The organism is Caulobacter sp. P1_D6 (genome assembly GCF_056406095.1).
Genome location: NZ_JBFUAW010000023.1, coordinates 1 through 12,019 on the forward strand (window position 1 = coordinate 1; position 12,019 = coordinate 12,019).

Consider the following 12,019-nt stretch of genomic DNA (forward strand, 5'->3'; position numbering starts at 1 on the left):
CCCATTGGCCCGCGCCCTCGGCGGCCGGTTTCTCCCGAAAGGGATCGAGACCGGGTCCGGCTAAGCCTCAACAGGGCTGCCCACCGGATGCTGGCGGATAACGATGGCGCGGAGCGATCGGCTTCGTCGAAACGGTATTCATTCAAAGACCTCCGGACGATGTCCGGCGCTCCGCGACCCTTTCCATTCCCTCTCACAGCCGAAGGCGTGAGCTTGCAGCGCCGTGCCCGCTAACACTTGCCCCCACCTGGCGGCTTCGCCGCCTGTCCGCCCCCMCAGGGGGCGGAGGACGCGCGCTCTAGCCCAGCTCCAGCGCCGCGTTGATCGCTCCGAACAGGCCGTGGATGCTGATGGGCTTGGCCAGGTGCAGGTCGGCGCCGGCCGCCAGGCAGGCCTGGACCTGGTGGGGCATGGCGTTGGCGGTCAGGGAGATGATCGGCGTGCGCGCCAGGCCCTGGTCGCGCTCGCGGGCGCGGATGGCGGCCGTCGCGGCCAGGCCGTCCATCACCGGCATCTGGGTGTCCATCAGGATCAGGTCGAACGGCTGGGCGGCGAAGGCGGCCAGGGCCGCCTGGCCGTCGGGGGCGATGGTCAGGTCCGCGGCGTCGCCCAGCATCAGGTCGACGACCTGCTGGTTGGTCGGATGATCCTCGGCCAGCAGGATCCGCAGGCGACGCTCGATCTCCGGCTGGGCCGCGGCCGGTTCCGGCTTCGCCTTGCACGGGCAGGGTCCGTCGCCTTCGCATGCGCCCAGGATCGCCTGGAAGGTGAAGGTGGCGCCGTGTCCGGGTCGGGCCGCGCAGGCGATGTCGCCGTCCATCAGCCGCGCCAGGCGCCGGGCGATCGGCAGGCCCAGGCCCGAGCCGCCGGCCTGGCGGGTCACCGAGCCGTCGGCCTGCTGGAAGCGCTCGAACAACTGGTCGCTGCTGGCCGGATCGAAGCCTTCGCCGCTGTCCTGCACCGAGACGCTCAGCGCCACGCCGCCGCCGGGCGCGGCGGCGGTCGCGGCGTGGACGTGGACGCGGCCGGCGCTGGTGAACTTGACGGCGTTGCTGGTCAGGTTCGCGACGATCTGGCGGATGCGCAGGGCGTCGCCCACCACCTGGTCGTGGAAGCCGTCGGCGAAGTCCAACTGGAAACCGAGGTCCTTGTCGCGGGCCACCGCCTCGAACACCGCCGCGGCGGCCGTCACCGCCTCGCGCAGGTTCATCGGCTCCTCGACCAGCTCCAGCGCGCCGGCCTCGATCTTCGACAGGTCGAGGATGTCGCTGAGCAACAGGTTCAGGGTCCGGCCCGAGCCGAGGATCACCGACATCATCTCGCGCTGGCGCGGGGTGAGGGGGGTGCGGTTCAGCACCTCGGCCATGCCGATCACCCCGTTCAGCGGCGTGCGGATCTCGTGGCTCATATTGGCCAGGAACTCGCTCTTGGCGACGCTGGCCGCCTCGGCCCGGTGTAGGGCCGCGTCCAGGGCGGCCGCGCTCAGCTTGCGCTCGGTGATGTCTTCGCAGATCGCCAGCAGATGGCGGCGCCCGTCCTCGCCGGAAATGGCGATCTTGCGGGTCTGCAGCCAGCGCCGGCCGTTGTGCGGGGTGTCGAGCGGCTCCTCGGGGATCGTCCGCAGTTCGCCGCTCTCGATCACCTCCCGGTCCTTGGCGACGAAGAAGTCGGCCTGGTCGGCGGGAAAGAAATCGTGGTCCGAGCGGCCCAGCAGCGCCTCGCGGGGCACGCCCAGAACCTCTTCGGCGGTCCGGTTGACGAGCAGGAACTTGCCGGTCGCGCCGTCCTTGACGAACAGCATGGCCGGGACGTTCTCGATCACGGTGTCCAGAAAGGTCTGGGGCGGCGTCGAGCGTTCCGACGAACCGGCGGGCTCGAGGCTGATGCAACTGGTGATCCGCCCGCCCGACGGCGTGCGGCGCGTGGCGAAGCGCAGGCGCTCGCCGTGCTCCACGCGCTCGTCGCGCATCTGCTCCAGGGTCGCGCGGCGATGGATCTGCTCGGCCAGCCAGGCCTCCGGGCGGGCGCCCGCGTCCGGATAGCGACCGGCGGCCAGCCCGGCCCGAAGCAGGGCCTCGAACGTCATGCCCTCGACGACCTGGACGCCCCATCGCGACCAGAGCTCGGCGTAGCGTTGGTTCCAGGCCACGCACCGATCCGCCGCGTCGAACACGGCCAGGCCCTCGGAAGCCGTGTCGAAGGCTTCGCGCATCAGGGTGTGGAGGGCCGAGGGCGCGGCCGGATCGTCGATCATCGTGGGCGGCTCGTGCACGAATATGGATGGTCAGCTAGGACCCAAGTGTCTTTCCAGACTGAGAAAATCGTCGTTCTGCGACAATATGTCCGGCCTGGTCGCCGATCAGGATTTCAGGGCGAACCCCGTGTAGCCCCGCGCGGCCACGGCGTCGCAGCGCAGCTTATAGCCCTCGCCGACATAGGGCATGAACACCCGGGGCTTTCCGGGGATGTTGGCGCCCATGTACCAGGAGGCCGCGCGGGGAAAGAGGGTCTTGTCGGCTTCGTCGTTGACGTGGGCGACCCAGTCCTCCTGGGCGTCGGCCGTGGCTTCCAGCGTCGCGGCGTTGGTGCTCCGCACGTGGGCGATGGCGTCCATGATCCAGTCGACGTGCTGCTCGCAGGCGGTCAGCACGTTGGTCAGCACCGACGGGCTGCCGGGACCGGTGACGGTGAACAGGTTGGGGAAGCCCGCCACCGCCAGGCCCAGATAGGTCTTGGGGCCTTCGGCCCAGGCGTCCTTCAGGCTCAGGCCGTCGCGGCCGCGGATGTCCATGCGCAACAGGGCGCCGGTCATGGCGTCGAAGCCCATGGCGCTGACGATCACGTCGACCGGATAGTCCCGCTCGGTGGTGCGCACGCCCGTGGGGATGATCGCCGTGATCGGCGTTTCGCGCAGGTCGACCAGCTCGACGTTGTCGCGGTTGAAGGTCTCGTACCAGCCGGTGTCGACGCAGGCCCGCTTGGTCATGATCGGAAAGCTGCGCGGCGTCAGCTTCTCCGCCACGGCCGGGTCCTTGACGGTCTGCGCGATCCTGGCGCGGACGAAGTCGCCGGCCGCCTGGTTGCAGCGCTCGTCGCGCACGATGTTGGGGATCTGCACGGCCGAGATCAGGCCCCAGCCGTTCCACAGCTGGGCGACCAGGGCGTTCAGCTCCTCGTCGGACGGCACATAGTCGGCGGGCGGGATGGGCAGGGGCGGCTGGCCGCTGCGCAGCAACTCCACATAGGCCGGGAAGTTGGCGCGGAACCCGGCCACCTCCTCGTCGGTCAGCGGGGCGTTCAGGGCCGGCAGGCTGTAGTTGGGCGTGCGCTGGAAGACATGGACCCGGTCGGCCTGCTCGGCGATCAGCGGCGTCGACTGCACCGCCGACGAGCCGGCGCCGATCACCGCCACCCGCTTGCCGCTGAAGTCGATCGGCTGGTGCGGCCACAGGCCCGTGACGTAGGTCTCGCCCTCGAAGGTTTCCGCGCCCGGCAGGTCGAAGTCGCGCGGAGCCGACAGGCAGCCGGTGGCCATCACGCAGAACCGGGCGGCGATCTCGTCGCCCCGGTCGGTCGTCACCCGCCAGAGGCTGGCGGCCTCGTCGAAGACCGCCGAGGTCACGCGGGTCTCGAACAGGAAGGCGGGGCGAAGGTCGAAGCGGTCGGCCACGTGCTGGGCGTAGGCCAGGATCTCGGGCTGGGTGGCGTACTTCTCGCTCCAGCGCCATTCGGCCTGCAGGTCGTCGGAGAAGGTGTAGGAATAAAGCAGGCTGGGGATGTCGCAGCGGGCGCCGGGATAGCGGTTCCACCACCAGGTGCCGCCGACGTCGCCGGCCGCCTCGATCCCCTGGACGCTCAGTCCGGCCTCGCGCAGCCGGTGGACCATGTAGAGCCCGCCGAAGCCGGCCCCGACCACCACGGCGTCCAAGGGCGCGCCATTCTTGGTGATTGCGGGGGTCGTGCGAACGGGCTCGCGAGCGGCCGCGCTCGTCCCCGGACGGGTCGTTGCTGGCGCCATGGTTTCCTCCCCGGTTCTTGTTCTCGTCCTGCGGACGACCGGTGAGTTCAAGGCTACGGAACTGCCCTAGGGGCAGTCCATCCCTGTCTTAGGCGTTGACCACCCGCAGCGTCGGCCGATCAGGGCGGGCGCGGCGCAGGGGGACGTCGAAATAGAAGGTCGAGCCCGCGTCGGGGGCGCTGTCGACGCCGATCGAGCCGCCCATCAGGGCGACGACGTCGCGGCTGATCGCCAGGCCCAGGCCCGAACCCTCGTGGGCGCGGGTCAGGGAGCTGTCGACCTGCGAGAAGATCTTGAACAGCTGCGGGCGATGCTCCGGCGCGATGCCGACGCCGGTGTCGCGCACCTCGAACCGCAGGCCGGTCTTCGACGGCGTCACCTCGATCCGCACCGAGCCCTGGCGGGTGAACTTCACGGCGTTGGCCACCAGGTTGCCCAGCACCTGGCGCAGGCGGATCGGATCGCCGATCCAGACCCCCTCGCAGCCGGGCGCCACGCCGCAGGTCAGGTCGATGCCCTTGTTGGCGGCCGCGCCCGAGAACAGGGCGCAGGTCGAGTCCACCAGGACCGGCAGGTCGAAGGGCTCGGCCCGCAGGCGGACCCCGCCGCGCTCCAGCCGCGCCATGTCCAGGATGTCGTTCAGCAGGGCCAGCAGCGCCTGGCCGGAATGGTGGATCACGTCGAGGCGGCCACGCTGGCGGTCCGGAAGTTGGTCCGCCTGCATGACCTGCGTCATGCCCAGCACGCCGTTCAGCGGCGTGCGGATCTCGTGGCTCATATTGGCCAGGAACTGGGTCTTGGCGGCGTTGGCCGCCTCGGCCTCCTCCTTGGCCGCGATCAGGGCCTGGCGGCTGGCGGCGAGCTTGGTCAGAGTGTCGGTGACGCGCAGGAACAGGACCAGGGCGGCGGCGAGCAGCGCGGTGAAGACCAGGGCGATCCAGGGCGCGCCGGCCCGGAGGAGCGACATGCCTGGATCGCGCGCCGGCCAGCTGAGCGCGCCGACGGGCCGACCTTGGATATCGTGCAGCGGCACGCTGGAATCGCTGGACCGGCTTTCGGCGATCAAGGCCAGGCCCTCGATCCCCAAATCTTTCTGCAGGCCGCGGGTATAGGCCGTACTGACCCGGCGCGCGGTGACCACCACCGAGGGCGGGGTCCGTTGCTGGAGCGCGGCGAGCTGGGCGGTTTCGGCGATCGCGTCGGCGGCCACCACCAGGTAGATTTCGTCGCCGGACCGCACCAGGCCTTCGCCGGTGGTCGAGCCCTCCAGGCTGAAGCGCTTGTCGCGGTGCGCGGCCCGCGCCTGGGCGGCGACCCGGGCGACCAGCGGCGCGGCGTCCTGCGGCAAGGCGCCGAGGGCGCCGGCGGACACCCGCGCCCCGGCCAGCGAGCCGTAGACCACCTGGCCGTCACGAACCACGTAGGTCAGGTCGTGCTGGAAGTACTCGTGATAATATTCGCCGAAATTGACGTCGGCCCAGGCCGGGTCGAGCGGTGGGCCCATGGCCTTGGCGGCGTCGTCCCAGACCGTCGCCGAGGTCAGTTCGCGGGCCATGCGGCTGAGGTCGCGCTGGATCGTCCGCTGGACCAGCGCACGCTCGTCCTGGCTCTCCATGCGGTCCAGCGAGCGGGCGGCGAACAGCATCAGCGCGATGCTGCCCAGGACCGAGACGGCCACCAGGACGATCGTCGCGCCCACGATCCAGTGCAGGGACCTCAGGCCGCGCGTCACGGAGGAGGGATTTAGCCACGCCATGCCACAATCCTACCCCATTCTCGGGCGGCGCGGCGGTCGGCGCGGCTCTTGGCCGCAGCGACGCTTCAGCCCGCCCGGCGCAGGGCCGGCTGTTCCTCGCCGCCGATCTTGAAGCGGCCGACCAGCGAGACCAGCTGGGCCGTCTCGCCCTTCAGGGAATGGGTGGCGGCGGTGGCCTGTTCGACCATGGCGGCGTTCTGCTGCACCACCTGGTCCATGTGGTTGACGGCGGTGTTGACCTCGGCCAGGCCCGAAGCCTGCTCCTGGCTGGACGAGCTGATCTGGCGGACCAGGTCGTCGATCGCGGCCACCCGGCCGACGATGCGGTTCAGCGCCTCGCCGGTCTGGCCGACCAGGTTCACGCCCGCGTCGACCTGCTGCGAGGAGGTCGAGATCAGGGTCTTGATCTCCTTGGCCGCCTCGGCCGAGCGTTGGGCCAGGGCCCGGACTTCCTGGGCCACGACGGCGAAGCCGCGCCCCGCGTCGCCGGCCCGGGCGGCTTCCACGCCCGCATTGAGGGCCAGCAGATTGGTCTGGAAGGCGATCTCGTCGATCACGCCGATGATCTGGGTGATCTGGCGCGAGGAGTCCTCGATGGCGCCCATGGCCGAGACGGCCTGGCCGACCACCTGGCCCGAGCGCTCGGCGTCGGTCCGGGCCGAGGCCACCTCGGCGGTGGCGCGGGTGGCGCCGTCGGCGGTCTGGCGCACGGTGGCGGCGATCTCGTCCAGGGCGGCGGCGGTCTCCTCCAGGCTTGCCGCCTGCTGCTCGGTGCGGCGCGACAGGTCGTTGGAGGCCGAGGCGATTTCCTGGGTGCCCGAACCAATTTGGCCGGCGACAGCGGAGATCGTGCGGATGGCGTCTTCCAGCCCTGCGGCGGCGGCGTTGAAGTCGTTCTTCAGGGCGATGTAGTCGCTGGCCACCTGGGCGGCGATGCGGGTGGACAGGTCACCGCCGGCCAGGCTGGCCAGGCCCTTGGCCATCACGTCGACGACGGCCTTCTGTTCGCGGCCGGCCACTTCGAAGGCGGCTTCCATGTCGCGCAGCTTGCGGTCCAGCTCCTGCTGGAAGCCAGCGGCCTCGGCTTCGAGCCGGGCGCGCTCGATGCCCGACTGGCGGAACACCTCGACGCTCTTGGCCATCTCGCCGATCTCGTCGGCGCGACCGGCCCCCGAGACGGTGATGTCGTTCTGGCCGGCCGCCAGGCGGCGCATGTCGCCGGCCAGGTTCAGCACGGGCCGCACGATGGCGGCGCGCGAGATCATGATCAGGATGCCGGCGAAGATCACGCCCGCCACCACGGCGGCGGTCATCAGGATCTCGGAAAACAGGGCCACGCTCTTGGCGCGGGCGGCGGCGGCGGTCGATGCGGTCTCGATCCGGTCCGACGCGTTGCTCATCGCGCCTTCCAGCGTCGTGAACTGCTTCATGAAGCCGGGCATGGCGGCGACGGCCTGGGCGTGGTCGCTCGCGGCCAGGTCGACCATCTGGCCGGCGGACTTGATATAGGTGTCGAGCGGCGCCTTGAGCTCGGCCAGGGCGGCGCGGCTGGCCGGATCGGTGGCCAGCGCGTCGTTGGCGGTGATCGCCTCGCGGAAGTTGCCCACGTGGGTGGTTAGGTCCTTGCGGACGTCGTCGATCGCGATGCCCGACCCGGCGTCGCCGGCCAACTGGCTGGACAGCACGTCGGCGCGCAGGGCGTCGTGCATCATGTCGGCTTCCATGTGGTTGCGCAGCACGGCGGCCGAGACGTTGGCGTCGCGCAGCGCGCCGTCCAGCCGCGTGGTCGACCACAGGCCCGCGCCCGCGCTGGCCGTGCACAGCACCATGACGGCCGCGCCCGCGCCCATCACCTTGTGGTTGATCGTCCGAAGCATTGCCGGCCCCTGCGTCCCGTTTTGGTGCGCTCACCTTCGTGCAATGGGGTTAACGACGCCTTCGCTGTCCGTGCTCAGGGCTGTAAAACGCCCAAGTGAGGCAAAAGGCCGCGCCTCGAGAACTTTAAGGGGTGCTTCAAGCCGCGCCGGTATTTGTCCCGATGTTGACGGGGCAAGACCATGACTTCGATTAGATCAATCTGTTCCTGCGCGGCGTTCGCAATTGGCGTCGCCACGGGACCGGCCGCGCTGGCCCAAACCGAAGCCGGGCAAGGCGCCTGGACCCACGAGGTCACCTATACGGCCGACGTCGCCGGCACGGTGCGGGGCGGGACCGCCCACGCCGGCCGCGCCCTGGACAATCTCGACGTGATCGTCGAGGGCGACCTGGAAAAGCTGGTCGGCTGGCGCGGGGCCACCGTGCACGGCTACCTGCTCAACAACAGCGGCGGCGCGCCCAACGACCTGGCCGGCACCCTGCAGGGCGTCGACAACATCGAGGTCGGACGACCCCGGGCCCGCCTGTACGAGCTCTGGGTCCAGTCCCGCTTCGCCGGCGATCGCGGCTCGGTTCTGGCGGGGCTCTACGACCTCAACAGCGAGTTCTATTCCACCGAGGCCTCGGGCCTGTTGCTGGCGCCGCCGTTCGGCATCGGCTCGGAGTTCGCCTCGACCGGCCCCAACGGCCCGTCGATCTTCCCATCCACCGCCCTGGCGGTTCGCGCCCGGATCGAGGGCGGGCAGGGCGCCTATCTCCAGGCCGCGGCGCTCAACGCCCATGCCGGCACGGTGGGCGATCCGGACGGGCCGTCGACCGATTTCGACAACGGCGCCCTGATGATCGCCGAGGCCGGGTTCGGCGACAACTGGCGCCTGGCGGCCGGCGGCTGGTTCTACACCGAGCGCCAGCCGGACCTGCGCGCCCTGGACGCCAACGGCGATCCGGCGCTCAGCAAGGCGCGGGGCGGCTACGTGCTGGCCGAATATCCGTTCGTCGACGGCGGCGAGGCGGGGCGGTCGGTGCGCGGCTTCGCCCGCCTGGGCTTCTCGGACGGCGACACCACGCCCTTCAGTTCGGGCTGGCAGGCCGGCGTTCTGGTCGAGCGGGTCTTCGCCTCGCGTCCCGACAGCGCGTTCTCGATCGGGGTGGAGCAGGGCGTCCTGTCGTCCAAGCAGCGCGCCAACACCTTCGACGAGGGGCTGTCGCCGGCCGACGCCGAATCCAGCGTCGAGATCACCTATTCGGACAAGGTCGCGCCCCGCGTCGCCCTGCAGCCCGACCTGCAGGTGATCCGCCGGGCCGGCGGCGACCAGGATGCGCGGACGGTGGTCGTGATGGCCCTGCGGATGACCGTCAGTCTGTTCTAGATCGGCCGTCGAGACTGGCTTCGACGTTCGCGAACGTCCGATCTCGAGACTCGGGTTGATCTTCGCCATATCGGTATTCGCGCAAATCTCGATCAGGACAACGTTGTCATTGGAAGAATTTGCCGAAATTTCGCTTTAGACTGCGAACCGCAAACCGCCGGTGGACGGCTTCTTTGACAAGGTGCTACTGAACCCCCGGATATTGCAGTGCGGGATGGGCGTTAACGCTCGTTGTCCCAGGCCAGGACAGCTCCAATAGAGGGCTGCCGGCTTTTTCACTTATCGCAGGGTGAACCAGAAATGCCGGTTGATACGCTGACCAAGACGCAGTGGGTCTATTCGTTCGGGGGAGGCGGCGCCGACGGCGACGCCAAGATGAAGAACTTGCTGGGGGGCAAGGGGGCCAATCTCGCCGAGATGTCGTCCCTGGGCCTGCCGGTGCCGCCGGGCTTCACGGTGACCACCGAGGCCTGCGTCCACTACTACGCCAACGGCAAGCAGTACCCGGCCGAGCTGACCGATCAGCTCAACGCCGGCCTGGCCACGGTGGAGCAACTGACCGGCAAGAGCTTCGGCGACGTGAAGAACCCGCTGCTGGTTTCGGTGCGCTCGGGCGCCCGGGCCTCGATGCCGGGCATGATGGACACCGTCCTGAACCTGGGCCTCAACGACGAGACCGTCGAAGGCCTGGCGATCCTCTCCGGCGACCGCCGCTTCGCCTATGACAGCTATCGCCGCTTCATCCAGATGTACTCGAACGTCGTGCTCGACCTGGAGCACCACATGTTCGAGGAGATCCTGGACGACCACAAGGATCGCCTGGACGTCACCGTCGACACGGCCCTGACCGCCGACGACTGGGCCGCGGTGATCAAGGACTACAAGGCCGCCGTGCGCGACGCCCTAGGCAAGCCCTTCCCGCAAGATGCTCAAGAGCAGCTGTGGGGCGCGATCGGCGCGGTGTTCGCCAGCTGGATGAACGACCGGGCCAAGTTCTATCGCCGCATGCACGACATCCCCGAGGCCTGGGGCACCGCCGTCAACATCCAGTCGATGGTGTTCGGCAACATGGGCGAGACCTCGGCGACCGGCGTGGCCTTCACCCGCAACCCGTCGAACGGCGACGGCCGCCTTTACGGCGAGTTCCTGATCAACGCCCAGGGCGAGGACGTGGTGGCGGGCATCCGCACGCCGCAGTCCCTGACCAAGGCCGCCCGCGAGGAGATGGGCGACACCGCCCCCTCGATGGAAGAGGCGATGCCGGAGGTCTTCCAGCAGTTCAAGACCGTAGTCGAGACGCTGGAGCGCCACTACCGCGACATGCAGGACATCGAGTTCACGGTCGAGCAGGGCAAGCTCTACATGCTGCAGACCCGCAGCGGTAAGCGCACGGCCAAGGCCGCCCTGAAGATCGCCGTCGACATGGCCGCCGAGGGCGTGATCAGCCGCGAGGAAGCCATCGGCCGCGTCGAGCCCGCTTCGCTTGACCAGTTGCTGCACCCGACCATCGATCCGACCGCCCATCGCGAACTGATCGCCAAGGGCCTGCCGGCGTCGCCCGGCGCGGCCACCGGCAAGATCGTCTTCGACAGCGACGCCGCCGAAAAGGCCGCCGCCGCCGGCGAGTCTGTGATCCTGGTGCGCGAAGAGACCTCTCCGGAAGACATCCACGGCATGCATGCCGCGCGGGGCATCATCACCGCCCGCGGCGGCATGACCAGCCACGCGGCCGTCGTGGCGCGCGGCATGGGCCGGGCCTGCGTCAGCGGCGCCGGCGACGTGTCGATCTTCCCGAAGGAATCGCTCTTCCGGGTTCGCGGCCGCGACTACAAGGCCGGCGAGATCATCACCATCGACGGTTCGACCGGGGAGATCCTGGTCGGCTCGCCCAAGATGATCGAGCCCGAGCTGACCGGCGACTTCGCCACCCTGATGGAGTGGGCCGACGCGGCGCGCCGCATGAAGGTCCGCGCCAACGCCGAGACCCCGCTGGACGCCAAGACCGCCCGCCAGTTCGGCGCGGAAGGCATCGGCCTGTGCCGCACCGAGCACATGTTCTTCGACGACACCCGGATCGCCGCCGTGCGCGAGATGATCCTGGCCGACGACGAAGCCGGTCGCCGCACGGCCCTGGCCAAGATCGCGCCCTTCCAGAAGGCCGACTTCGTCGAGCTGTTCACGATCATGGAAGGCCTGCCGGTCACCATCCGCCTGCTCGACCCGCCGCTGCACGAATTCCTGCCGCATACGGAAGAAGACGTCGTGGCCGTGGCCAAGGCCACCGGCCTGGACGCCCAGAAGCTGATGCAGCGGGCCAAGGAACTGCACGAGACCAACCCCATGCTCGGCCACCGCGGTTGCCGCCTGGGCGTGTCTTATCCCGAGATCTACGAGATGCAGGTCCGGGCCATCGTCGAGGCCGCCTGCGACATCGCCAAGTCCGGCAAGGCCGCGCCGATCCCCGAGATCATGCACCCGCTGGTCGCCAAGGGCGAGGAGATGAAGTACCTGCGCGACCTGACCGACCGCACCGCCAAGGCCGTGCTGGAAGAGCAGGGCGTTGATCTTCAGTACACGGTCGGAACCATGATCGAGCTGCCGCGCGCCGCCCTGCGGGCCGGCGACCTGGCCGCCAACGCCGAGTTCTTCAGCTTCGGCACCAACGACCTGACCCAGACGACGTTCGGCATCAGCCGCGACGACGCCGGCAAGTTCCTGGGCGCCTATATCGACAAGGGCATCTTCGACAAGGACCCCTTCGTCAGCCTCGACCAGGAAGGCGTCGGCGACCTGATCCGCATCGCCGCCGAGCGCGGCCGCGCGGCCCGTCCGGACGTCAAGCTGGGCATCTGCGGCGAGCACGGCGGCGACCCCGCCTCGATCAGCTTCTGCGAGACGGTGGGCCTGGACTACGTGTCCTGCTCGCCCTACCGCGTGCCGATCGCCCGCCTGGCGGCGGCTCAGGCGGCGCTGGCCAACAAGGGTTGATTATGTCGATCG

6 protein-coding genes are annotated in these 12,019 nt (G+C 69.6%); 2 read left to right on the forward strand and 4 right to left on the reverse strand.

From position 1 onward, the window contains the following. Positions 1-298: 298 nt before the first annotated feature. The 4 genes from AC1DYP_RS14090 to AC1DYP_RS14105 all read right to left on the reverse strand — a co-directional run bounded on the left by AC1DYP_RS14090 (position 299) and on the right by AC1DYP_RS14105 (position 7,651). Positions 299-2,254, reverse strand: a complete 1,956-nt coding sequence (locus AC1DYP_RS14090) for an ATP-binding protein (RefSeq protein ID WP_477046843.1) — start codon at positions 2,252-2,254, stop codon at positions 299-301. Positions 2,255-2,359: 105 nt separating this feature from the next. Continuing rightward, positions 2,360-4,018 (reverse strand): flavin-containing monooxygenase, encoded by a 1,659-nt coding sequence (locus AC1DYP_RS14095; RefSeq protein ID WP_477046844.1) that lies wholly within the window; start codon positions 4,016-4,018, stop codon positions 2,360-2,362. A gap of 88 nt (positions 4,019-4,106) precedes the next feature. Beyond that, entirely contained in the window at positions 4,107-5,774 is a 1,668-nt protein-coding gene (locus tag AC1DYP_RS14100) for a sensor histidine kinase (RefSeq protein WP_477034050.1), read from the reverse strand. 65 nt (positions 5,775-5,839) lie between these two features. After that, a complete protein-coding gene (locus AC1DYP_RS14105) occupies positions 5,840-7,651 on the reverse strand; it encodes a methyl-accepting chemotaxis protein (protein WP_477046845.1) in 1,812 nt (603 codons plus the stop codon). 180 nt (positions 7,652-7,831) lie between these two features. On the opposite strand from AC1DYP_RS14105, the gene AC1DYP_RS14110 reads away from it, so the two are divergent. Both AC1DYP_RS14110 and ppdK read left to right on the forward strand, forming a co-directional pair. Continuing rightward, positions 7,832-9,019 carry a carbohydrate porin gene (locus tag AC1DYP_RS14110; protein ID WP_477046846.1) on the forward strand — a complete coding sequence of 396 codons (1,188 nt, stop codon included), beginning with the start codon at positions 7,832-7,834 and terminating at the stop codon, positions 9,017-9,019. 300 nt (positions 9,020-9,319) lie between these two features. Beyond that, positions 9,320-12,007 (forward strand): pyruvate, phosphate dikinase, encoded by a 2,688-nt coding sequence (ppdK, locus tag AC1DYP_RS14115; protein WP_477046847.1) that lies wholly within the window; start codon positions 9,320-9,322, stop codon positions 12,005-12,007. The last annotated feature ends 12 nt before the right edge of the window (positions 12,008-12,019 follow it).

Excerpts from the sequence above, each read along its gene's own strand:
- ppdK (WP_477046847.1), top strand. The coding sequence starts at position 9,320 with ATGCCGGTTGATACGCTGACCAAGACGCAGTGGGTCTATTCGTTCGGG.
- AC1DYP_RS14105 (WP_477046845.1), bottom strand. The coding sequence starts at position 7,651 with ATGCTTCGGACGATCAACCACAAGGTGATGGGCGCGGGCGCGGCCGTC.
- AC1DYP_RS14090 (WP_477046843.1), bottom strand. The coding sequence starts at position 2,254 with ATGATCGACGATCCGGCCGCGCCCTCGGCCCTCCACACCCTGATGCGC.
- AC1DYP_RS14095 (WP_477046844.1), bottom strand. The coding sequence starts at position 4,018 with ATGGCGCCAGCAACGACCCGTCCGGGGACGAGCGCGGCCGCTCGCGAG.
- AC1DYP_RS14110 (WP_477046846.1), top strand. The coding sequence starts at position 7,832 with ATGACTTCGATTAGATCAATCTGTTCCTGCGCGGCGTTCGCAATTGGC.
- AC1DYP_RS14100 (WP_477034050.1), bottom strand. The coding sequence starts at position 5,774 with ATGGCGTGGCTAAATCCCTCCTCCGTGACGCGCGGCCTGAGGTCCCTG.